Raw genomic sequence first — 22702 nt, forward strand, 5'->3', positions numbered from 1 at the left:
AGTCGTCGCGTTCACCGCCTCGTGCTTATGCTGGGCCGCTCACCCGCACGGCCAAGCCGAGGCGCCCATGCCCGACACCCTGCGCAACCGGGTCGTAGCCTTGCTGGCGCTGGCCGACGTCCGCGTCGACGGCGACCGTCCCTGGGACATCGAGGTCGACGACGAGCGCTTCTATTCGCGCGTGATCGCGCAGGGCTCGCTGGGCTTGGGCGAGTCCTACATGGACGGCTGGTGGCGCTGCGCATCGCTGGACGGAATGCTGCTGCGCCTGTTGCGTGCGCACGTGGACGAGCGCGTGCACGGCTGGAGCGCGCTGTTCGACGGCCTGCGCGCGCACCTGATCAATCTGCAAAGCCGCAAGCGCGCGTTCGCCGTCGGCGAGCGTCACTACGACCTGGGCAACGACCTTTACCGGGCCATGCTGGGCCGGCGCATGGTCTACAGCTGCGGCTATTGGCGCGACCGCAGCGGCGCGCCGTTGCAGGACCTGGACGCGGCCCAGGAGGCCAAACTGGATCTGGTCTGCCGCAAGCTCGGTCTGTCGCCCGGCATGCGCGTGCTCGACATCGGCTGCGGCTGGGGCGAGGGCCTGAAGTTCGCCGCGCAGCGCTACGGCGTGAGCGGCGTGGGCGTGACCATTTCGCGCGAGCAGGCCGACTATGCGCGCGCGCTGTGCGCGGGCCTGCCGGTGGAGATCCTGCTGCAGGACTACCGCGACCTGGGCGACGGCGCGCTGGGCGGCGGCCGCTTCGACCGGGTCTACTCGCTGGGCATGTTCGAGCATGTCGGGGTGCGCAACTACGTGCTGTACTTCGACGCGGCGCGGCGCGCGCTGCAGCCCGACGGCCTGTTCCTGCTGCACACCATCGGCGGCAACCATTCGGTCACCCACACCGACCCGTGGATAGGCAAGTACATCTTTCCCAACTCGATGCTGCCCTCGGCGCGGCAGATCGCCGAGGCGGTCGAGACGCGCTTCGTGATCGAGGACTGGCATAACTTCAGCGCCGACTACGACCTGACCCTGCAGGCCTGGCGCGACAACGTCGAGCACGCATGGCCGGCGCTGGACGCGCGCTACGACGAACGCTTCCGGCGCATGTGGCGCTTCTATCTGGCCGGCGCGATGGCCAGCTTCCGTAGCCGGCATGCGCAGCTGTGGCAGCTGGTGCTGTCGCCGGAAGGCGTGCCGGGCGGGTACGTGGCGCCGCGCTAGCGTTCGATGCCTAGGGGTAGGAGCGGCGTAAGCCGCGACCCGGACCCCAAGTGCCGGCGAGGCTTGCACGGCAAGCGCAGATGCGCGGTCGCGGCTTACGCCGCTCCTACCCCAAAGCCAAGGCCCGGACGACGGCTCCGCGGAGCCGTCGCCTCCAAGCCCGACGGCGGCCTCAGCCCGCGCCCTGCGATTCCTGCGCCAACTTGCTATGACGGATGCCGTAGCCGAAATACACCAGCAAGCCCAGCGACAGCCAGACCACGAAGATCAGCCAGGTGATCGCCTGCAGCTCGGCCAGCAGCCAGATCGAGAAGGCGATGCCGATGATCGGGATCAGCGGCACCAGCGGGGTGCGGAACGAGCGCTGCAGGTTCGGCTTGCGCACGCGCAGCACCCAGACCGAGGCGCAGATCACGATGAAGGCCGAGAGCACGCCGATGTTGACCAGCTTGGCGACCTCGCCGATCGGTAGCAGGCCGGCGACCAGCGCGGTGAACACGCCCAGCACCACGGTCGGGCGGTGCGGGGTGCCGTAGCGCGGGTGGATCTTGGCGAACCACGGCGGCAGCAAGCCGTCGCGCGACAGCGAGTACCAGATGCGCGCCGCGCCCAGCATGAAGGCGAACAGCACGCTGGCGATGCCGACCACGGCCGAGAAGGCGATGGTCTTGGCGATCCACGGCAGGCCCAGCGCGTCGAACGCGTCCGACACCGGCGCGTCGCCGCCCAGGGTGGAGTAGTGGGCGATGCCGGTCAGCACCAGCGACACCGCCAGGTACAGCGCCATCGACACGCCCAGCGACAGCAGCACCGCGCGCGGCAGGTCGCGCTGCGGGTTCTTGGATTCCTCGGCCGCGGTGGTCAGGGTGTCGTAGCCGAACACCGCGAAGAACACCACCGCCGCGGCCGTGCCGACGCCGGCGAAGCCGAAGTGGCCGACGCCGTCGGCGCCGATCACGCGTTCGGGAATGAACGGCGTCCAGTTGGCGGTGTCGATGTAGAACACGCCCACGCCGATCACCAGCAGCACCGCCAGCACCTTGATCGCGACGATCAGGGTGTTGAAGCGCGCGCCCCATTCGGTGCGGAACACCAGCAGCGCCGATACGGCCAGGGTGACGGCGGCGGCGATCACGTTGAACACGCGGCCTTCGCCGGTACCCATCGCGCCCTGTGCCCACACCGGCAGCTGGATGCCCATGCCCTCCAGCAGCACCTGCACGTAGCCGGACCAGCCTATGGCCACCACCGCGACGATCAGCGCGTATTCGAGCAACAGATCCCAGCCGATCAGCCAGGCGGGCAGCTCGCCCAGGGTGGCGTAGCTGTAGGTGTAGGCGCTGCCGGTGACCGGGATCATGCCGGCGAACTCGGCGTAGCACAGCGCCGCCGCGGCGCTGGCGATGCCGGCGATCAGGAACGACAGCGCGACCGCGGGGCCGGCGTTCTCGGCCGCCTGATGGCCGGCGAGCACGAACACGCCCACGCCGATGATGCCGCCGATGCCGATCGCCGTGAGCTGCCACAGCCCCAGCACGCGCCGGAAATCCGAGCGCTTGCCGATATCGGCCTGAAGTTGCTCCACCGACTTGTGCCGAAAGATACGCGCCAACAGGCTCATCCGCAGTCCTCCCCAGTGATCGCCGCATCATAGCCGCTGCAGCGCCGGACGGTGGCGCATGGGCGGTACGACCCGGCTAGGCCGGCCGCGTCACAGCCGGGAGAGTGCTGCGTTTTTCCTGTCACCGGGCCCACAGCCACACGACAGGAGAGATTCAACATGAGTATCCGCTGGAACCGCACCTTTTCCGACCTGATTCGGCGCAGCCGTCCGGCGTATTGGGGCAACTGGGCGCTCAACGCCCAGATCCGTCCCGGCGCGGTCGGCATCGTCGATGCCGAATCGGGCGACTTCCGCCTGGTGCGCGAACAACTGCCCGACGTCGAGCTGCTGCACACGGCGACCTCGAGCTCCTGGCAACTGATGTCCGAGCGCGTGTCGCGCACCGAGGCCAGCGTCGACGTCAGTGCCGAGGCCACCGATCCGGAATCGGGCATCAAGGGCGAGGCCGGGCTGGAAGTGAGTTGGTCGATGGCCAACAGCAATTCGATCGCCTCGGAGTTCTCGCTGCGCCAGGAATCCTTTCTGCGCGACCTGACCGTGCTGGAACGCAGCGTCGACTGGCTGGCCGAGCAGGCCGCGTCGGTGAGTTTCGGCGGCAACGGTCAGATCGCCCAGGGCTTCGGCGTGGTCACCAATGTGATCTACGCCAACAGCGGCCTCAACGTCGGTTCGCAGTCCAGCGACGCGTCCTTTGCGATCGCCGGCCGCGCCAGCGCGGTGCAGGAGATGCTAGGCGGCGCCACCGGCAAGGGCTCGTTCAGTTCGGTGCGCAAGGCCCGCGACGTCGACCGCCATCTGTGGCCGGATCAGGCCAACACCCGGCCGGTCGAACCGGTGCCGATCGCGTACTCGTTCGCGTCCTTCGACGGACGCCTGCTGATGCCGAACTGGATCGGCAAGCTCGGCGGCTTCCAGATCTTCTTCAACAACCGTCCCGGCAGCACCTACATCACCCGCATCCTGCTGACCTACAACACGCCCAGCGGTCCGCGCCGCGAGCAGTTCGAGATCAGCGGCGGCCTGTCGCGCACGATCGGCAACATCCCTCTGGACGCCACCGACATCAACCTCGACGTGACGTTCGTCGGCATGATCAATTCCGATCGCTACCGCCGCCACTGGGCGCGGCCGTTGGGCCAATGGCTGAGCGGTCAGCGTCACATCGAGATGTCGGGCGTGTGGCCGGGCCGCACCCACTTCTCGGTGTTGGAAGAATGATCGCCGGCGTGGCCGCCGCGGCGGCCGCGCCTACCGCAAGCCCACCATCGCAAGAGCGCGATGCGCCACGGAGCACGGACATGCCTTATACCTACGTCAATGAAATCTCCGCCAAGAAGCTCTCCAAGCTAAAGGATCCGGTCACCGCCGAAGCGCGGCTGCAGAGCATCGACACGCTGTGCAGCGAGACCGAGCCGGTCGACGGCGACCAGGTCAATCAGTGGCTGGCGCTGCTGAAGCAGTACGAGATCGTCGCCCAGAAGTGGAAGAGCAGCGACAACGCCATCGAGATCTATCCCAGCGGCAAGCGCAGCGAGGACCGCCTGGCGATTACCGTCGTCGACGGCACCGTCACCGCCGTCAACGCCTGGATCAGCGACCACTGAACCGATAAGTAGCGGCCCGGCGCAAGGCCGGGCCGCGGCGGCAGGGCCGGACGCGGCCGCGCGCGTTGTCGCCGCGCGCGGTCGCGTCCGGCGCGGAATGGGCAAGCGGTCGCAGTCCGCGTGCCGAGGCGGCGCACGGTCAAGAACGCGCAATCTTGAGCATCCAGCATCAGGGGGCCGGCACGCAGGAGCGCCGGCCTTCCCCCGTGCCCGAGGTTTCCGCCATGACCCCGCATTGCACTAAGCTGGCCCGGCTGTTCGGCGCCGTGCTGCTGGCCGCCGTCAGCGCCTCCGCCTGCGCCGAGATCCCCACCGTGAGCGACCGTTCGCCCGAGCGCCATGCGCCGGACCGTCAGGGCCTGATCGTGATCGGCCACCGCGGCGCCAGCGGTTACCGTCCCGAGCACACGCTGGAGTCCTACCGCCTGGCGATCCGCATGGGCGCGGACTTCATCGAGCCGGATCTGGTCGCCACGCGCGACGGCGTGCTGGTCGCGCGCCACGAGAACGAGATCTCCGGCACCACCGACGTCGCGGCGCATCCCGAGTTCGCCTCGCGCCGCGTCACCAAGACGGTAGACGGCACCGCCGTGACCGGCTGGTTCACCGAGGACTTCACCCTCGCCGAGCTCAAGACCCTGCGCGCCAAGGAGCGTATCCCCGCGATCCGTCCGGCCAATACGCGCTTCGACGGCATGTATCAGATTCCCACCTTCGCCGAGGTCGTGCGCCTGGCCCAGCGCGAGAGCCGCGGCGGGCGCCGCATCGGCATTTATCCGGAAACCAAGCACCCGACCTATTTCGCCCACGAAGGCCGCCGCCTCGACGGCACGCCCATCGCCACCTCGCTGGGCGCCAAGCTGATCGAGACGCTGGTGGCGGAGGGATTCACCGATCCGCGCCGCGTCTACATCCAGAGCTTCGAGGTCGAGAACCTGATCGAACTCAAGACCCTTCTGATGCCGCGCGCCGGCGTCGATCTGCCGCTGGTGCAGCTGTACGAGGACTTCCAGAGCCGCCGGCCTTACGACCTGGCCTATCACGTCGCGCGCGGCGACGACCTGGGCGCGATCTACGGCAGCCTTAGCCAGCGGGTGGAAGGCGGGCTAGGCGCCGGCACGCGCTACAGCGACTTCGCCACCGAAGGCGCGTTGCGCTGGATGAAGGCGAATTACGCCAGCGGCGTCGGACCGTCCAAGAGCAGCCTGCTGCCGCGGCTGGCCTTGGACCCGAAAGTCGACGGCGACGGCGACGGCAAGGCCGAGCTGGGCACGCGCAACACCGGCGTGGTCCATCCGATGCTGGCCTGGGCGCTGAAGGCCGGGCTGGTCGTGCATCCGTATACGGTGCGCGCCGAGGAACCGTTCCTGAGCCAGGGCCCGAACGGCATCGCCCAGACCGCGCTGGCCGAAGCCGTGCAGTTGTACGGGTTGGGCGTGCACGGCTTCTTCATCGACCAGCCCGACATCGGCGTGGCCGCGCGCGATATTTTCCTGGACCTGCACCGGCCGTTGCGGGCGCGTTGAGGCCGGGAAGCCTTGAGGCCTGCGCCGCCGCTCGCGGTGTCGCGGTCGCGGCTTACGCCGCTCCTACCCCAAGGCGTGCTGCCTTCTGTGGGAGCGGCGTGAGCCGCGATCGCGTCAATTCAAGTGCGGCGCAGGCCCCGATGGTCGAGTCGCGAATTCGATCCTCGCGCCGCCGCTCGCGGTTTCGCAATCGCGGCTCACGCCGCTCCCACAGAAAGCAGGGTTCACGGTTTCCGCGAATGACGTGCTTTGGGGTAGGAGCGGCGTGAGCCGCGACCGCGTCAATTCAAGTGCGGCGCAGGCACCGATGGTCGAGTCGCGAATTCGATCCTCGCGCCGCCGCTCGCGGTTTCGCAATCGCGGCTCACGCCGCTCCCACAGAAAGCAGGGTTCACGGTTTCCGCGAATGACGTGCTTTGGGGTAGGAGCGGCGTAAGCCGCGACCGCGTCATTCAGGCGCGGCGCAAACACCGATCATCGATTCGCGCACCCGACCCCAGTGACGCCGCCGCTCGCGGTTTCGCGATCGCGGCTCACGCCGCTCCCACAGAAAGCAGGGTTCACGGTTTCCGCCGCTCCTACATCGGCTACCGCGGCATCGCTCGGAGCCGCGGCATCACGCCCCTAACGCCGCCTCCAACGTCGCCGCGCAGTCCGTTTCCAGCTTCAGCGTCGCGATATCGTCGGCGCGGGTGACGCCGCGGTTGAGCAGGGCCAGCGGCAGGCCGGCCTCGCGCGCCGCGCGCGCGAAGCGGTAGCCGGAATACACCATCAGCGACGAACCCACGACCAACATCGCGTCCGACGCCTGCAGCGCTTCGTGCGCGGCGGCCACGCGCGCGCGCGGCACGTTCTCGCCGAAGAACACCACGTCGGGCTTGAGCAGGCCGGCGCAAACCTCGCAGCGCGGCGGCACGAAGTCCTCGAAGCGCACGCCCTCCAGATCGGCGTCGCCGTCGGGTGCGCTGCGTGCGCTCAGCGCGGTCCAGTCCGGATTGTTCGCGGCCAGCTCCTCCTGCAGCGCCGCGCGCGAGCGACGCGCGCCGCAATCCAGGCAGACCGCCTCGTCCAGGCGCCCGTGCAGATCGATGACCTCGGTGCTGCCCGCGCGCTGGTGCAGGCCGTCGACGTTCTGGGTCAGCAGACGGCTCAGTCCGCCGCGCGCCTGCCAGCGCGACAGCGCGGCGTGTCCGGCGTTGGGTAGGGCGCGCGCGAACCAGGGCCAGCCGACGAAGCTGCGCGCCCAGTAGCGCGCCCGCGTGGCGGCCTCGCCGACGAAAGCCTGGTAGGTGACCGGCGGCTTGCGTTGCCACTGCCCGTCCTCGCCGCGGTAATGCGGGATGCCCGAGGCGGTGCTGATGCCGGCGCCGGTCAGCACGAACACGCGCCGATGCGAGGCCAGCCAATCGCGCAGGGTCTGCGCCGCGGCGAGCGGATCGTGGCGGTCGGGGAGGACGGTCATGGAGGGCATTCTAGGGCGTGGGGGGCGAGGCTCCGGCGTGGCCAGGAGCAAATCCCCCTCAATCCCCCTTTTTCAAGGGGCGGGGGCAGGAGCGAGCTGTCAAAGGGGAGGCCAAGAGCGAGCGCAAGGGGCAGGCGATACCGCGCCCGCCTTCGTTGCGGTTCCCCTCTTTGGAAAAGAGAGGCTAGGGGAGATTTGCTCTTGAGCCGCGCGCAAAAAAAAGCCGCCCGGATCGCTCCGGGCGGCACAGGTGCAAAAACGAAAGCGCTTACTGGCCGGTCTTGACCTCGCCGGTCGCCGGCGCGGTCAGGCCGCGGCGCTCCAGCAGCGGCTGGATCTGCGGCTCGTGGCCGGAGAAGTCGCGGAACAGCTGCAGCGCGTCCTTGCTGCCGCCCTGCGACAGCAGGGTGGCGCGGAAGCGGTCGCCGTTCTCGCGGGTCAGGCCGCCGTGCTCCTTGATCCACTTGACGGTGTTCGCGTCCAGCACTTCCGACCAGATGTAGGCGTAGTAGCCGGCCGCGTAGCCGCCCATGATGTGGCTGAAGTACGGGGTCTTGTAGCGCGGCGGGACCGGCGCGTAGCTGACGCCGTCCTTCTGCAGCGCGGCGGCCTCGAAGGCCATCACGTCCTTCGCCGCCGGCACCTGGTCCGGGCTGCCGATCTGGTGCCAGTTCTGGTCCAGCATGGCCGCGCCGAGGTACTCGGTGGTGGTGAAGCCCTGGTTGAACTTGGACGCCGCCAGCACCTTGTCCAGCAGTTCCTTCGGCATCGGCGCGCCGGTCTGGTAGTGCTTGGCGTAGTTGGCCAGGATCGACGGCCAGTCGGCCCACATCTCGTTGACCTGCGACGGGAACTCGACGAAGTCGCGCGGCACGTTGGTGCCGGAGAAGTAGGGGTACTTCACGTTCGAGAACATGCCGTGCAGGGCATGGCCGAACTCGTGGAACATCGTGGTGACCTCGTCCCAGGTCATCAGCGTCGGCTTGCCGGCCGGCGGCTTGGGGATGTTGAGGTGGTTGGCCACCACCGGCAGCGTGCCGTACAGCTGCGACTGGTCCACGTAGGAGTTCATCCAGGCGCCGCCGCGCTTGCTGTCGCGCGCGTACATGTCGGCGATGAAGATCGCCAGCTGCTTGCCGTTGGCGTCGAACACGTCGTACACGGCGGTGTCGGGGTGGTACAGCGGCAGGTCGGTGCGGCGCTTGAACTTCAGGCCGTAGAGCTGGCCGGCGGCGTAGAACACGCCGTTTTCGAGCACGTTGTTCATCTCGAAGTACGGCTTGAGCTGCGCTTCGTCGAACGCGTACTTCTCCTGGCGCACCTTCTCGGCGTAGTAGGCCCAGTCCCAGGGCTCGAGCTTGAACGAGGGCTGGCCCTTGGCGGCCTGTTCCTTGTCGATCATCGCCTGCAGGTCGGCGGCCTCGCGCTTGGCGTTGGCGACCGCGGCCGGGGCGAGCTGGCCGAGCATGGCGTTGACCGCCTGCGGGGTCTTGGCGGTCTCGTCCTCGAGCACGAACGCGGCGTAGTTCGGGTAGCCCATCATTTTGGCGCGCTCGGCGCGCAGCTTGACGACCTGGGCGACGATGGCGGTGTTGTCGAACTCGTTGCCGCGGCTGCCGCGCGCGACCGAGGCGCGGTACAGCTTCTCGCGCAGGGCGCGGTTGTCGAGGTCGGTTTCCGGCGGCTGGCCGGTGGTGTTGAGCAGGGTCAGCACGTACTTGCCGTCGAGCTTGCGCGTCTTGGCCGCTTCGGCCGCGGCGGCGATGCGCTCGTCGGACAGGCCGGCCAGCTCTTCCTTGGTGTCGACGGTGATCGCCGAGGCGTTGACCTCGCCCAGCACGTTCTGGCTGAACTTGGTCGCCAGGCCGGCGAGCTCGGCGTTCATCGCCTTGAGCTTGGCCTTGTCGGCCTCGGACAGGTTGGCGCCGCCGCGCACGAAGTCGGTGTAGTAGCGCTCGATCAGGCGCACGCCCTGCGCGTCCAGGCCCAGCGAGTCGCGGGTTTCGTACAGCTTCTTGACGCGCGCGAACAGCTTAGGATTCAGCGCGATCGCGTCGCGGTGCGCCGACAGCTTGGGCGCGTACTGCGCCTGCAGCTTCTCGCGGGTCGGGTTGGTGTCGGTGCCGACGAGGTTGAAGAACGCCGAGGTGGCACGGCCGAGGATGCGGCCGGACTGCTCCATCGCGATGATGGTGTTGTCGAAGGTCGGGGCGTCGGCGTTGTTGGCGATCGCCTCGACTTCCTTGATCTGGTCGGCCATGCCGCGATCGAAGGCCGGCGCGAAGTCGCTGTCCTTGATCTTGTCGAACTGCGGGTACTGCAGCGGCAGCGGGCTTTCGGCGTAGAACGGGTTGGCGGTTTGCGCGCTCACGGCGGTGTCGGCCTTCTTGGCGGGGGACGCGGCATACGTGGGGGCGGTGACGCTCAAAGCCACGGCCAGCGCCAGGGCGAGGGGGTGCTTCATCGGACGGACCTCGTCGAAAGGAACCCCGAAGCGTACCGGAAGGGGTCCGGAGCGGCGCATGACTAAAGGCATGGTCGACCTGGGCCGCCCGATTCGGTGACATGGGTACGGGCCGGCACCCGAAGGCGGGCTTAGACTGCGGCCCAGCCGGCGGCCGGGCGGCTGCGAGTGCAACCGTCGCCTGCACCGCGGTATCCGTACCCATCGCCCGATCCGCGGTCACACGCGCCGCGCTGGCGACGTCACCCCATCACCTCCATGGACAGCGAGACGACGATGAACCCAGCCCCGCGCTCCCTCACCCGCATCGCCCTGGGCTTGTGCCTGAGTCTGGGCCTGGCCGCCAACGCCCTGGCCGCCGAAACCACGCGCTACCTGGCCCTGGTCGACGGCGGCAAGCAGGCCGGCCACCAGACCGTGACCCGCGCCGACGACGGCACCGTCAACGTCGACTTCATCTTCAAGGACAACGGCCGCGGGCCCGAGCTCAAGGAGACCTACACGCTGGCGCCCGATGGCACCTATCGCAGCTACGCGGTCAAGGGCACGTCCACCTTCGGTGCGCCGGTGGACGAGCGTTTCTCGATCGCCGACGGCAAGGCGACCTGGAAATCCACCTCCGACCAGGGCGAACAGGCCGCCGCGCCCGGCGCGCTGTACTCGCCGCTGGGCGGCACGCCGGCCGGTTTCAGCGTCGCGCTGGCCGCCTTGAGCAAGCGCAGCGACGGCAAGCTGCCGCTGATTCCCAGCGGCACCCTCACCGTGCGCAAAGTCGGCGAGGCCGAAGTCGCGCGCGAGGGCAAGAAGCAGAAGGTGCAGCTGGTCGCGATGACCGGCGTGGGCCTCACGCCCACCTTCGCCTGGGCCACTCAGGGCGAGAATCCGCGCCTGTTCGCCTTTATCTTCCCCGGCTTCCTGCAGCTCATCGAGGAAGGCTGGCAGGGCAACGCCGACGCGCTGGAAACCCAGCAGAAGGCGGCCGAGGGCGCCGCATTGGTCGACCTGCGCAAGCGCCTGGGCCATCCCATCGCCGGCAGCACCCTGATCCGCAATGCGCGCGTGTTCGACAGCGAGCACGCCAAGCTCGGTCCGGTGTCCGACGTGCTGCTGCGCGACGGCCGCATCGTCTCGGTCGAGGCCGGCGGCGCAACCAAGGTCAAGGCCGACCGCAGCATCGACGCCGCCGGCAAGGTGCTGCTGCCGGGCCTGTTCGACATGCACGGCCACGTCGGCCGCTGGGACGGCGGGCTCAACCTGGCCGCCGGCGTCACCACCGTGCGCGACATGGGCAACGACAACGCCACCCTGCAGCAGATCCTGGGCGAGATCCGCGACGGCAAGCTGATGTCGCCGGACGTGGTGCCGGCCGGTTTCATCGAGGGCGAGAGCAATTTCTCGGCGCGCAACGGCTTCGTGATCAAGGACCTGGACGGCGCCAAGAAGGCGGTGGACTGGTACGCCGAGCACGGCTATCCGCAGGTCAAGATCTACAACTCCTTCCCCAAGGATCTGCTGCGCGACACCGCCGCCTACGCGCACAGCAAGGGCATGCGCGTGAGCGGCCACGTGCCGGCCTTCATGCGCGCGCAGGACGTGGTGGAGCAGGGCTACGACGAAATCCAGCACATCAACCAGGTGCTGCTGAACTTCTTCGTCGACGACAAGACCGACACCCGCACCCTCACGCGCTTCTACCTGGTCGCCGACAAGACCGCCGAGCTGGATTTCGATTCCAAGCCGGTGCAGGACTTCATCGCCCTGCTGGCCAAGAAGCAGACCGTGATCGACCCGACCCTGACCACCTTCGACTTCCTGCGCCAGCGCCCGGGCGAGCTGTCGCAGGCCTACGCCGCGGTCGCCGCGCACCTGCCGCCGGACCTGCAGCGCGGCCTGCGCGTGGCCGAGATGAACATTCCCGACGACGCCACCGCCGCGCGCTACAACAAGTCCTACGAGAAGCTGGTCGAGTTCGTCGGGCGCATGTACAAGGCCGGCGTGCCGATCGTGGCCGGCACCGACGCGATCCCGGGCTTCACCCTGCAGCGCGAGCTGGAGCTGTACGTGCAGGCCGGCATGACGCCCTCGCAGGCGCTGCAGGTGGCGACCTGGAACGGCGCCAAGTACTCGCGCACCCTGGAAGATCGCGGTTCGATCGCACCGGGCAAGCGCGCCGACCTGATCCTGGTCGATGGCGACCCGACCGCCAACATCTCCGACATCCGCAAGATCGCGCTGGTGCTGAAGGGCGACGTCGCCTACTACCCCAGCGAAATCGATGAAGCGCTGGGCATCAAGCCGTTCGCCGCGCCGGTGAAGGTGGATGCGGCGCAGTAAGCGCGAGCGCATGGACCGCCGCCGACACGGCGGCGGTCCGTCACCATCCCAGTCCGCCTTGGGGTAGGAGCGGCGTAAGCCGCGACCGCGCCGTTTCCGATGCGGCGTGGGCTTCGTTGGACAGATCGAGACCCGGCAGCGATGGCTTTGTAGCCTTGGCCGAGCTACGACGACGCATGCCTGGGTGAAGGCGTCTTCGTCGTTCCGTTCGGTGGCGCGCGCGATTCGAACCGTATCGGCGCGTGGGGGGCGCGGTCGCGGCTTACGCCGCTCCTACCCCAAAGCGGGAAGGTTGTTTGGGCATAAATATAATTAATTCATATGGTTGAGCGGCTTTTATTACGTAGTATTTCAAGCATGCTCTGGCCAAAACATATGCCGAATACGTGCCTAAACGCATACCGCCGAGTACGGGCTCTTTAATGCTTTGGTAACATTCGCGCGTCAAAGAGCCGCCACCGGCGCGGGCAGATCCGCGCCACGGCCGTCAGGGGACGGTCGGTCCGACAAACAGTCGTCCCGTCGCCGAGCCCGCATGCCAGGCGCATGCGTCGCCAGGCTTCTTACGAACCCAGGTGTCCCGCTTCGGGCCGCCGCTTTCATCGAGAACCCCCCGCCATGCGTCAGCACGTCCGTGCTCCCCGCAGCCATGCCCTGGCCATCGCCGTCGCGATCAGCCTGACTTCCGCCGCCGCTTTCGCGCAGGACGCGCCCGCCGCCGCCGAGACGGCGCCCGCCGCCGAATCCGACGCCAAGACCCTGGACGCGCTGATGGTCACCGCGCAGCGCCGCGTCGAGCGCGCCAAGGACGTGCCGATGGCGCTCACCACCGTCGACGCCGAGAAGCTGCATGTGCTGGGTTCCGGCGGTGGCGACATCCGCTTCCTGTCCGGCCGTCTGCCCAGCCTGAACATCGAATCCTCGTTCGGCCGCGCCTTCCCGCGCTTCTACATTCGTGGCCTGGGCAACACCGACTTCGATCTCAACGCCTCGCAGCCGGTCTCGCTGGTGTACGACGACGTGGTGCTGGAGAACCCGCTGCTGAAGGGCTTCCCGGTGTTCGACATGGAGAACGTCGAGCTGCTGCGCGGCCCGCAGGGCACGCTGTTCGGCCGCAACACGCCGGCCGGCGTGGTCAAGTTCGAATCGGCCAAGCCGACCCGCGAACTCGAAGGCTACGGCCAGGTCGCCTACGGCAGCCACGGCACCACCAATATCGAAGGCGCGATCAGCGGCCCGCTGGGCCCGAACTGGTCGGCGCGCGCCTCGGTGCTGTACCAGCGCCGCGACGAGTGGGTGACCAACACCAACCCGAACGCCCGCACCAATCCCAAGCTGGAAGGCTACGACGAGTCGGCCGCGCGCCTGCAGCTGCAGTACGACGGCAGCGACACCTTCCACGCTCTGTTCAACGTGCATGCGCGCCATCTCAACGGCACCGCGCGCCTGTTCCGCGCCAACATCTTCCGGCCCGGCACGAACGATCTGGTGGCCGGTTTCGATGACGACAAGATCGCCATCGACGGCCGCAACTCGCAGCAGCTCGACACCTTCGGCGCCAGCGCGCGCCTGAGCTGGGACTTCGGCAACGACCTCACGCTGTACTCGATCACCGGCTACGAGACGGCTGATTCCTTCAGCCGCGGCGATATCGACGGCGGCGTGGGCGCGGCGTTCCTGCCGACGGGCAGCTACCCGGGTGTGATCCCGTTCACCGCCGAATCCGCCGACGGTCTGCCCGACCACCGCCAGTGGACCCAGGAGTTCCGCCTGGAGTCCAACTACAGCGGCCCGCTGAACTGGCAGGCCGGCCTGTTCTACTTCGACGAAGACATCACCGTCGACAGCTTCAACTACGACACCCTCGGCGGCGGCGTGCAGGCCGGCTGGGCGCAGCAGAAGCAGCGCAACAAGGCCTGGGCCGCGTACGGTTCGCTGGACTATGCGGTCACCGACAAGCTGACCCTGCGCGGCGGCTTGCGTTACACCCAGGACAAGAAGGACTTCACCGCCAGCGTGCTGCAGAGCGCGCCGTTCGGTGCGCCGGTGTCGGGCCCGTTCCCGGTCCACACCGACGTCGACGACGTCAGCTGGGATGCCAGCGCGGTCTATCAGGCCACGCCCGACGTGAACCTGTACGCCCGCGTCGCCAAGGGCTTCCGCGCGCCGTCGATCCAGGGCCGCCTGCTGTTCCAGGTGCCGCCGCAGCCGTCGGTGGCCGATGCCGAGAAGGTCATTTCCTACGAGACTGGCGTCAAGGCCGACCTGTGGGACAAGCGCGCGCGCCTGGGCTTCGCGGTATTCCATTACAACGTCGACAACCAGCAGCTCAACGCCGTCGGCGGCGCCGCCAACCAGACCATCCTGCTCAACGCCGACAAGACCGTGGGCCAGGGCTTCGAGTTGGACTTCGACGCCTACCTCACCGACAACCTGATGGTCACCCTCGGCGCCAGCTACAACGACACCGAGATCAAGGATGCCAACCTCGCCGTCGCTCCCTGCGGCAGCGGCATGTGCACGGTCACCGATCCGCTGGTGGCCGGCCGCGCGATGATCGACGGCAACCCGCTGCCGCAGGCCCCGAAGTGGGTCTACAACCTGACCGCGCGCTACTCGCTGCCGGTCGGCGACGGCGGCGAGTTCTTCGTCTACACCGACTGGGCCTACCGCAGCGAAGTGAACTTCTTCCTCTACGAGGCCAAGGAGTTCCGCGGCAAGGCCCTGCTGGAAGGCGGCCTGCGCGTGGGTTACGGCTGGGACAACGGCAAGTACGAGGTGGCGCTGTACGGCCGCAACATCCTCGACAAGGTGCAGGCGGTCGGCGCGATCGACTTCAACAACCTGACCGGCTTCGTCAACGAGCCGCGCATCGTGGGTGTGGAGTTCAAGGCCGGCTTCTGAGGCCGGGCAGGGCGCCTGGCCGCCCGCCATCGAAACACCGGACGGCCCGCCTCGCGCGGGCCGTTCGCGTTTGCGGCTTGGGTCAGGCGTCATCCCCGAGCCGTCATTCCCGGCAAAGACGGTGATTCCGGAACCTCCCGCGATACCCCGATCCGTCATTCCCGCGAACGCGGGCTCTGCTTCACTTCGGCGGAGCCGAACATCCAGCGACTTCAGCGCCATGCTCCCGTGCCGGCGATGAACGCGCTATCGTGCCCTCGTCCCCATGGAGCCTCCCCATGACCACCGCCTACGACTTCACCGCCACCGACATCGACGGCCAGCAGCGCTCGCTGGACGAATACCGCGGCAAGGTGTTGCTGATCGTCAACGTCGCCTCGCAATGCGGTTTCACCCCGCAGTACACCGGCCTGGAACAGTTGGAGCGCAAGTACCAGGCGCAGGGCTTCGAGGTGCTGGGTTTCCCCTGCGATCAGTTCGGCCATCAGGAACCGGGCGACGAGGCCGAGATCAAGGAGTTCTGCTCGCTGACCTACGACGTCAGCTTCCCGCTGTACGCCAAGGTCGACGTCAACGGCGACAAGGCGCACCCGCTGTGGAAGTGGCTGAAGGACGAGAAGGGCGGCTTCCTCGGCATCGACGCCATCAAATGGAACTTCAGCAAGTTCCTGGTCGGCCGCGACGGCAAGGTGATCAAGCGCTACGCGCCGACCGACAAGCCCGAGTCGATCGCGGGCGATATCGAGAAAGCGCTGGCTTGATCCCGCGTCGCCATCCAGCTTCGGGGTAGCAGCGGCGCAAACCCTGAAATGCGAACGGCAGCGAGACGTTCGCCGTCGCCTAGTGTCGCGGTCGCGGCTTACGCCGCTCCTACCCCAAGGCCTTGGCTCCGCGCTTTCTGTGGGAGCGACGTGAGTCGCGATTTCGTCCCCAACCGGCACTCATCGCGGCTCGCGCCACTCCCACCAGGATTCACGCCACGTCGTTGGCCGCTTGCAGTTGCACCGGCACGACGGTCTTCGCCCGCTCCCGCGGCCGCATCTTCAGCCCGAAGCACGGCCGCAGCAGTGGCACCCGGCGAACGATCTCGTACAGCCCCCAGCAGCCCAGCACCGTCCCGACCACCACGATCACCGGCTCGCTCACCGGGCCCAGGTGCCAGGGCAGGATCCAGTACGCGATCAGCACGGTCAGGCTCTGGTGCAGCACGTACCAGGGGTAGACCGCCTCATTGGCCCAGGGCAGCCAGCGGAACGGACGGTTGAGCAGGGCGTGGCCCCAGCCCAGGACGGCCGAGAGCGCGAACCAGATGTACAGGTTGCGCAGCAGCCAGAGGCTGTTCTGCAGCAGGTCCGGAATCTCGTCCGGCAGCAACAGCACCAGACTCAGGTAGAAGCCGAACAGGCCCAGCGCCAGGCCCAGGGTCCATTTGCGCAGGCGCACCAGCTCGTTCCACAAACCGCTGTCGTTGCCCAGCCAGTAGCCGTAGAGGAATACGCTGAAGTAGATCGCGTGGCGGTACCAGTCGTGGATCAGGTCGCCGGTTTCCTCGAAGTGCGGCTGCAGCAGCATGGTCGCCAGGGCCAGCGGCAGCGCCGGCAGGATCGCCAGCTTCCAGCCGCGCAGGCCGGCCACCCGCGCATGCAGCCAGCGGCCCAGGCCGTTGCGGAACAGCGGCAGCAGCGCGGCCAGGGCGATGGTGTAGACCCACAGGTAGGCCAGGTACCACAGGTGGTTCCAGGTGAAGCCGTACTCCCAGCCGTCGAACGCGTCCTTGGGCCAGGGCTGGAACTGGTAATAGCGCAGCAGGAAGTCGACGAAGCCCGGCTCGACCGCGCCGTTGGCCACGCCCTGCGCGTAGGGTTGGATCGGCACCACCACCAGGCAGCCGAAGGTCAGCGGCAGCAGCAGGCGCCAGCTGCGCTGGACCACGAAGCGGCCCAGCGAGGTGCCGCGCAGCAGGAAGTGCACCGACAGGCCCGAGATCAGGAAGATCAGGTCCATGCGCCAGCGGTTGATGAACAGCATCGGGATCTGCAGCGGCTCGGACAGGTGCGTGCTTTTCAGATGCCAGTCCCACTCGGCCACGTACAGCATGGCGCAGTGGTAGAGGATCAGCAGGGCGAAGGCGATCGCGCGCAGGGCGTCGATGTCGTGGCGGCGTTGCATGGTCGGTCCGCGGCAGTGGAGTTGGGCCCAGCCTTGCCGCAGCGGCCGCCGCGCGCAGCGCCGAGGTGACCGGTGGCGGGCCGGCAGGGACGAATCGCGGGCCTTGGGGACGGCCGGTTGCCGCGCGTGCGTCCGCTCGGGCGAGAATGCGCGCATGGACTACCCACCGACCGCGGCCCGCATAGCCGACGCCGACACCGCCATCCCGCCGGCGCAGCCGACCGTCCCCCTCAGCGCCTGGGACCGCTACCAGCCCTGGCGCCGCACCGCCGAGGTCGCCAGCTGGGTACTGCTGTTCGCGGCCAACGCGATCGGCGGCACGCTGACGACCATCATCGACATCCACCGCATCGGTCTGGACATCCCCGACTGGGCGCCGGCGATCTGGGAGGCGAGCAGCTGCCTGGTCGCCCTGTGCCTGGTGCCGTTGCTGGTCTGGTACACACGGCGCGTCCCGCTGCGGTTCGACACCTGGCGGCAGGCGCTGGCCCTGCATCTGCTGGGCAGCGTGGTCTGGTCGCTGCTGCACGTCAGCCTGATGGTCGGGCTGCGCAAGCTGATCTACCTGGGCATGGGCGAGTCCTACGACTTCGGCTCCTGGGGCATGGGTTTGGTCTACGAGTACCTCAAGGACGCGCGCTCCTACGTCTATATGGTGTTGTGGATCGAGGCCTACCGTCTGCTGATGCGGCGCTGGCAGGGCGAGGCCAGTCTGCTGGCGCCGCCGGACGACCTGCCCGAGCCGGCCGTGCCGGAGCGGCCGGAGCGTTTCCTGGTGCGCAAGCTGGGCAAGGAGTTCCTGATCGCGGCCGGCGAGGTCGAATGGCTGCAGGCCTCGTCCAACTACGTGAACCTGCATCTGCGCGGGCGCGACTATCCGCTGCGCACCACCATGGCCACAATCGAGGCGCAGCTGGACCCGGCGCGCTTCGTGCGCGTGCACCGTTCTTATATGGTCAACCTGGACTGCGTGGGCGAGATCGAGCCGCTGGAAAGCGGCGACGCGCGCATCACCATGCGCGACGGCACCCGCATCCCCTGCAGCCGGCGTTATCGCGGCGTGTTGCGGCAGGACCGGCGCGCGGCCTGAGCGGCGCTACTCGGTAGCGGCCGGGGTAGGCGACCGCGCCACCGGCGGCAGCAGCGCGTGCAGCTCGCGCACCAGGCGCTCGACCTTGGCCGGCGTATAGCCGCGTTGCACGTGGGCGATGCGGCCCTGGGTGTCGATCAGGAAGGCGTTGGGCACCGCGCGCACCCGGTAATGGCGCGCGACCGTGCCCGGGTCGCGGATCGTGGTCAGATTCAAACCGGGATTGCGGCGCAGGAAGGCCTCGTAGTCGGCCTGCGGTTCGGCGTAGTTGATCGCGACGATCTGCAGGCGCTCGCGGCCGATGCCGGTTTGCAGCGCCGACAGCTGCGGCAGTTCGCGCCGGCACTGTTCGCACCAGCCGGCCCAGAACACCACCAGCAGCACCTTGCCGCGGTACTGGCCGACCCGCAGCGAGCGGCCCTGGTCGTCCAGGCCCAACCACTCCGGCGGCCTATCGCCGACCTGCGGCGCCTGCGCGCCGGCCTGGCCGGCGGCCTCGTCGGCCGTCGCCGGAAAGACCGTGCCCAGACAGAGCAGCGCCAGCAGCGCGGCCCGGCACCAGGCGCGCAGTCGGGCGGGCGAGGGCGGCCGCGCGCTCACTTCTCGACGAACGCGCGCTCGTAGACGTATTGGCCCGGCGTGCCGATGCGCGGCGCCGCGCTGAAGCCGCGGCCATCCAGCAGCTCGCGGAAGTCGGCCAGCATCTGCGGGCTGCCGCAGATCATGGCGCGGTCGTGCTCGGCGTCCAGCGGCTCGATGCCCAGCTGCTCCATCATGCGACCGCTGGCCATCATCTCGGTCAGCCGTCCGCGCTGGTCGTGGCCGGCGAAATCGAAGGCCTCGCGGCTCACCGCCGGGAAGTAGCGCAGCTTGGCCGCGATCTGCTCGCCCAGGAACTCGTGCTTGGGCAGCTCGTTGACGATGTAGTCGCGGTAGGCCAGGTCCTGCGCGCAACGCACGCCGTGGCAGAGGATCACGCGCTCGAAGCGTTCGTAGGTCTCCGGATCCTTGATCACCGACAGCCAGGGCGCGAAGCCGGTGCCGGTGCCCAGCAGATACAGGTTGCGGCCCACGTGCAGGTCGTGGATCAGCAGCGTGCCGGTGGGCTTGCGGCCGATCAGCACCTCGTCGCCGGGACGGATGTCCTTCAGGCGCGAGGTCAGCGGGCCGTTGGGCACCTTGATGCTGAAGAACTCCAGCTGTTCTTCCCAGTTCGCGCTGGCGATCGAATACGCGCGCAGCAGCGGCTTGGACGAACCGTCCGCCTGCGGCACCTGCAGTCCGATCATCACGAACTGGCCGTTGTCGAAGCGGAATCCGTCGTCGCGGGTGGTGGTGAAGCTGAAGTAGTCGTCGGTCCAGTGACGGACGTCCAGCACCGTCTCGGTGCCAAAAGCGGAGGACATGCGCGATAGGGGAGTGAAGCCGGGCGCGCATTGTAACCGATTGATGAGATTGACTCTCATCCAGGCCGGGCCGGCGCCGCGCCCGGGCCGGCCGCGTCGGGAGAGCGCGTTACGACCCCGTTTCCACCGCGCCTGTCAACGGGTTTCCCCTGCCGCCCGGCGTTGCGACAATCGGACCAGCCCGCAGCCAGCGGGAGCCAGAACGTATGGAAGCAATGCAAGACACCCTCTCGAAGTCCGCACCGCAGATCGCCGAACAAATCGCCCGCACCATCGCCGCCGAGATCGGCGCGCAACCCGCCCAGGCCCGCTCCGCCATCGCCCTGCTCGACGAAGGCGCGACCGTGCCGTTCATCGCGCGCTACCGCAAGGAAGTCACCGGCGGCCTCGACGACACCCAGCTGCGCGATCTCGAATCCCGTCTGCGCTACCTGCGCGAACTTGAGGACCGCCGCGCCGCGGTGCTGGAAAGCATCGCCGAACAGGGCAAGCTCAGCGACGAACTGCGCGCCGACATCGAAGCCGCCGACAGCAAGGCGCGCCTGGAAGATCTGTACCTGCCGTACAAGCCCAAGCGCCGCACCAAGGCGCAGATCGCGCGCGAGGCCGGCCTGGAGCCGCTGGCCGACGGCCTGCTCGCCGATCCGACCTTGCAGCCGGAGGTGTATGCCGCCGATTTCGTCAGCGAGGAAAAACAAGTCGCCGACGTCAAAGCCGCGCTGGAAGGTGCGCGCGCGATCCTGATGGAGCGCTGGGGCGAGGACGCCGCGCTGGTCGGCGAACTGCGCACCTGGCTGCACCAGACCGGCGTGATCCGCGCGCGCGTGGTCGAGGGCAAGGAGAACGAAGGCGCCAAGTACCGCGACTACTTCGACCATGCCGAGGCGCTGGCCAAGATTCCCTCGCACCGCCTGCTGGCGCTGTTCCGCGCGCGCCGCGAGGAAGTGCTGTACCTGGACTTGGAGCCCACCGCCGACCCCGTCGCCGGTCACGCCTACGGCGAAGGCCGCGTCGCCTTGCACGCCGGCGTCGCCGAGCGCGGCCGCGCCGCCGACCGCTGGCTGCTCGACGCCTGCCGCATGACCTGGCGCGCCAAACTGCACCTGCACCTGCTGCTGGACCTGTTCGGACAGGCGCGCGAGAAGGCCGAGGCCGAGGCCATCGATGTGTTCGGCGACAACCTCAAAGACCTGCTGCTGGCCGCGCCGGCCGGACCGCGCGCCGTGCTCGGCCTGGACCCGGGCCTGCGCACCGGCGTCAAGGTCGCGGTGGTCGACGCCACCGGCAAGCTGGTCGCCACCGACACCATCTACCCGCACGAACCGCGCAAGCAGTGGGACCAGTCCCTGCACACGCTGCGCGCGCTGTGCGCCAAGCACGGCGTCGAACTGATCTCGATCGGCAACGGCACCGCCTCGCGCGAGACCGACAAGCTCGCCGGCGATCTGATCAAGCTCATGCCCGAGTCCAAGTTGACCAAGATCGTGGTCAGCGAGGCCGGTGCCTCGGTGTACTCGGCCTCGGAGTTCGCATCCAAGGAATTTCCGGATCTGGACGTCAGCATTCGCGGCGCCGTGTCGATCGCGCGGCGCCTGCAGGATCCGCTGGCCGAACTGGTCAAGATCGAGCCCAAGGCGATCGGCGTCGGCCAGTATCAGCACGACGTCGATCAGTACCGCCTGGCGCGCGCGCTGGACGCGCGCGTGGAGGACTGCGTGAACGCGGTCGGCGTGTACGTCAACACCGCGTCCGCCGCGCTGCTGGCGCGCGTGTCGGGCCTGTCCGGCACGGTCGCCGAGAACATCGTGCGCCATCGCGACGAGCACGGCCCGTTCGCATCGCGCAAGGCTTTGCTGAAGGTGCCGCGTCTGGGCGAGAAGACCTTCGAGCAGTGCGCGGGCTTCCTGCGCATCGTCGACGGCGAGCAGCCGCTGGACGCCTCGGCGGTGCACCCGGAGGCCTATCCGGTGGTCGAGCGCATCGTCCAGCAGTGCGGGCGCGAGGTGAAGCAGCTGCTGGCCGACCCGCAGTTCGTGCGCGGACTCAAGGCCGAGCAGTACACCGACGACACCTTCGGCCTGCCGACGGTGCGCGACATCCTCAAGGAAATGGAAAAGCCCGGCCGCGATCCGCGCCCGGAGTTCAAGGCCGCGCGCTTCGCCGACGGCGTCGAGGATCTCAAGGATCTCAAGGTCGGCATGATCCTGGAGGGCGTGATCAGCAACGTCGCCGCGTTCGGCGCCTTCGTCGATATCGGCGTGCACCAGGACGGCCTGATCCACATCTCGGCGCTGTCGGACAAGTACATCAAGGACCCGCGCGAGGCCGTCAAGGCCGGCGACGTGGTCAAGGTGCGGGTGCTGGAAGTCGACATCGCGCGCAAGCGCATCGCGCTCACGCGCCGTCTGGACGACGCCGTGCCCGCGCCGCGTCCGGCCGGTGGCGGCGCGGATCGCGGCGGCGCCGAGCGTGGGCGAGGCGGCGACGCTGGCCGTGGCGGACGCCGCGACCAGCCTGCGCGCGGCGGCTCGTTCGCGCCGGCGGGCAAGGGCAATGCGCCGATGGGTGGCGCCCTGGCCGATGCCTTCGCGCGCGCTAAGCAGAAGAACTGATCCAGGGGCCCTTCCTTTCGAATGTGCTCCCTCCTTTGTAAAAGGAGGGTTGGGGAGGATTCGCTGTTGCTGTTGCTTCGTCTTTTCTTGACGAAGGTCAAAGGCTTCCGCCTGCTGCGCATGCGGGTCACTTTCTCTTGCTAGCCCAAGAGTCCATAGGATTCCCTTCGGTCAAAAGTAACCAAAGAGAAGGGCTAGCGTGACCAAACCTCTCCTGCGGGTTCGGAGCTTGCGCCGGGATTTTTCGAATGGACGTCCCTGTCCATTCGGAAAACGGCGCGCGTCCTGCGC

Annotated in this window: 15 protein-coding genes; 9 read left to right on the forward strand and 6 right to left on the reverse strand. The window is 68.3% G+C overall.

The features are described from left to right. Positions 1-67: 67 nt before the first annotated feature. Complete coding sequence (gene cfa, locus LVB77_RS10675) at positions 68-1216, forward strand: cyclopropane fatty acyl phospholipid synthase (protein ID WP_232910121.1); 1149 nt, start codon at positions 68-70, stop codon at positions 1214-1216. Between the two features lie 172 nt (positions 1217-1388). Here cfa and LVB77_RS10680 read toward each other — a convergent pair whose 3' ends face one another. After that, on the reverse strand, positions 1389-2837 hold the full coding sequence (locus LVB77_RS10680) for an amino acid permease (RefSeq protein WP_232910123.1): 1449 nt from the start codon (positions 2835-2837) through the stop codon (positions 1389-1391). A gap of 159 nt (positions 2838-2996) precedes the next feature. Here LVB77_RS10680 and LVB77_RS10685 point away from each other — a divergent pair, with 159 nt between their 5' ends. The 3 genes from LVB77_RS10685 (at position 2997) to LVB77_RS10695 (ending at position 5970) form a co-directional block, all read left to right on the forward strand. Then, positions 2997-4058, forward strand: a complete 1062-nt coding sequence (locus tag LVB77_RS10685; RefSeq protein ID WP_232910124.1) for a hypothetical protein — start codon at positions 2997-2999, stop codon at positions 4056-4058. A gap of 80 nt (positions 4059-4138) precedes the next feature. Continuing rightward, a complete protein-coding gene (locus LVB77_RS10690; protein ID WP_232910126.1) occupies positions 4139-4444 on the forward strand; it encodes a hypothetical protein in 306 nt (101 codons plus the stop codon). A gap of 224 nt (positions 4445-4668) precedes the next feature. Further along, complete coding sequence (locus LVB77_RS10695; RefSeq protein WP_232910128.1) at positions 4669-5970, forward strand: glycerophosphodiester phosphodiesterase family protein; 1302 nt, start codon at positions 4669-4671, stop codon at positions 5968-5970. 616 nt (positions 5971-6586) lie between these two features. On the opposite strand, the gene LVB77_RS10700 is transcribed toward LVB77_RS10695, so the two are convergent. Continuing rightward, the gene (locus LVB77_RS10700; RefSeq protein WP_232910130.1) at positions 6587-7432 is read right to left on the reverse strand and encodes an NAD-dependent protein deacetylase; all 846 of its coding nucleotides are present in this window, start codon (positions 7430-7432) and stop codon (positions 6587-6589) included. Between the two features lie 268 nt (positions 7433-7700). Then, a complete protein-coding gene (locus LVB77_RS10705; RefSeq protein ID WP_232910131.1) occupies positions 7701-9896 on the reverse strand; it encodes a M3 family metallopeptidase in 2196 nt (731 codons plus the stop codon). A 276-nt stretch (positions 9897-10172) separates the two neighbouring features. On the opposite strand from LVB77_RS10705, the gene LVB77_RS10710 reads away from it, so the two are divergent. From LVB77_RS10710 to LVB77_RS10720, 3 genes are all read left to right on the forward strand, one after another. Continuing rightward, positions 10173-12230: an amidohydrolase family protein gene (locus tag LVB77_RS10710; RefSeq protein ID WP_232906112.1), complete on the forward strand. Its 2058-nt coding sequence runs from the start codon at positions 10173-10175 to the stop codon at positions 12228-12230. Positions 12231-12848: 618 nt separating this feature from the next. Further along, complete coding sequence (locus LVB77_RS10715) at positions 12849-15134, forward strand: TonB-dependent receptor (RefSeq protein WP_232906113.1); 2286 nt, start codon at positions 12849-12851, stop codon at positions 15132-15134. A gap of 278 nt (positions 15135-15412) precedes the next feature. After that, positions 15413-15895 carry a glutathione peroxidase gene (locus LVB77_RS10720; protein WP_232906114.1) on the forward strand — a complete coding sequence of 161 codons (483 nt, stop codon included), beginning with the start codon at positions 15413-15415 and terminating at the stop codon, positions 15893-15895. A 211-nt stretch (positions 15896-16106) separates the two neighbouring features. On the opposite strand, the gene LVB77_RS10725 is transcribed toward LVB77_RS10720, so the two are convergent. After that, complete coding sequence (locus LVB77_RS10725; protein WP_232906115.1) at positions 16107-17303, reverse strand: acyltransferase; 1197 nt, start codon at positions 17301-17303, stop codon at positions 16107-16109. A 154-nt stretch (positions 17304-17457) separates the two neighbouring features. Between LVB77_RS10725 and LVB77_RS10730 the strand changes: the two genes are divergently transcribed. After that, on the forward strand, positions 17458-18393 hold the full coding sequence (locus LVB77_RS10730) for a LytTR family DNA-binding domain-containing protein (RefSeq protein ID WP_232906116.1): 936 nt from the start codon (positions 17458-17460) through the stop codon (positions 18391-18393). A gap of 6 nt (positions 18394-18399) precedes the next feature. Here LVB77_RS10730 and LVB77_RS10735 read toward each other — a convergent pair whose 3' ends face one another. Beyond that, positions 18400-18993 carry a TlpA disulfide reductase family protein gene (locus tag LVB77_RS10735; protein ID WP_232906117.1) on the reverse strand — a complete coding sequence of 198 codons (594 nt, stop codon included), beginning with the start codon at positions 18991-18993 and terminating at the stop codon, positions 18400-18402. Then, positions 18990-19799, reverse strand: a complete 810-nt coding sequence (locus LVB77_RS10740) for a ferredoxin--NADP reductase (RefSeq protein WP_232906118.1) — start codon at positions 19797-19799, stop codon at positions 18990-18992. Before LVB77_RS10740 ends, LVB77_RS10735 begins: the two co-directional genes overlap by 4 nt. Positions 19800-20014: 215 nt before the next feature. Here LVB77_RS10740 and LVB77_RS10745 point away from each other — a divergent pair, with 215 nt between their 5' ends. Then, on the forward strand, positions 20015-22411 hold the full coding sequence (locus LVB77_RS10745) for a Tex family protein (RefSeq protein WP_232906119.1): 2397 nt from the start codon (positions 20015-20017) through the stop codon (positions 22409-22411). The last annotated feature ends 291 nt before the right edge of the window (positions 22412-22702 follow it).

It is taken from the genome of Lysobacter sp. 5GHs7-4 (assembly GCF_021284765.1).
In the GTDB taxonomy this organism is placed as follows: Bacteria; Pseudomonadota; Gammaproteobacteria; order Xanthomonadales; family Xanthomonadaceae; genus Lysobacter.

Coding starts and splice junctions, on each gene's coding strand:
- LVB77_RS10680 (WP_232910123.1), bottom strand. CDS start 2,837: ATGAGCCTGTTGGCGCGTATCTTTCGGCACAAGTCGGTGGAGCAACTT.
- LVB77_RS10685 (WP_232910124.1), top strand. CDS start 2,997: ATGAGTATCCGCTGGAACCGCACCTTTTCCGACCTGATTCGGCGCAGC.
- cfa (WP_232910121.1), top strand. CDS start 68: ATGCCCGACACCCTGCGCAACCGGGTCGTAGCCTTGCTGGCGCTGGCC.
- LVB77_RS10730 (WP_232906116.1), top strand. CDS start 17,458: ATGGACTACCCACCGACCGCGGCCCGCATAGCCGACGCCGACACCGCC.
- LVB77_RS10725 (WP_232906115.1), bottom strand. CDS start 17,303: ATGCAACGCCGCCACGACATCGACGCCCTGCGCGCGATCGCCTTCGCC.
- LVB77_RS10715 (WP_232906113.1), top strand. CDS start 12,849: ATGCGTCAGCACGTCCGTGCTCCCCGCAGCCATGCCCTGGCCATCGCC.
- LVB77_RS10690 (WP_232910126.1), top strand. CDS start 4,139: ATGCCTTATACCTACGTCAATGAAATCTCCGCCAAGAAGCTCTCCAAG.
- LVB77_RS10745 (WP_232906119.1), top strand. CDS start 20,015: ATGCAAGACACCCTCTCGAAGTCCGCACCGCAGATCGCCGAACAAATC.
- LVB77_RS10720 (WP_232906114.1), top strand. CDS start 15,413: ATGACCACCGCCTACGACTTCACCGCCACCGACATCGACGGCCAGCAG.
- LVB77_RS10705 (WP_232910131.1), bottom strand. CDS start 9,896: ATGAAGCACCCCCTCGCCCTGGCGCTGGCCGTGGCTTTGAGCGTCACC.
- LVB77_RS10740 (WP_232906118.1), bottom strand. CDS start 19,799: ATGTCCTCCGCTTTTGGCACCGAGACGGTGCTGGACGTCCGTCACTGG.
- LVB77_RS10695 (WP_232910128.1), top strand. CDS start 4,669: ATGACCCCGCATTGCACTAAGCTGGCCCGGCTGTTCGGCGCCGTGCTG.
- LVB77_RS10710 (WP_232906112.1), top strand. CDS start 10,173: ATGAACCCAGCCCCGCGCTCCCTCACCCGCATCGCCCTGGGCTTGTGC.
- LVB77_RS10700 (WP_232910130.1), bottom strand. CDS start 7,432: ATGACCGTCCTCCCCGACCGCCACGATCCGCTCGCCGCGGCGCAGACC.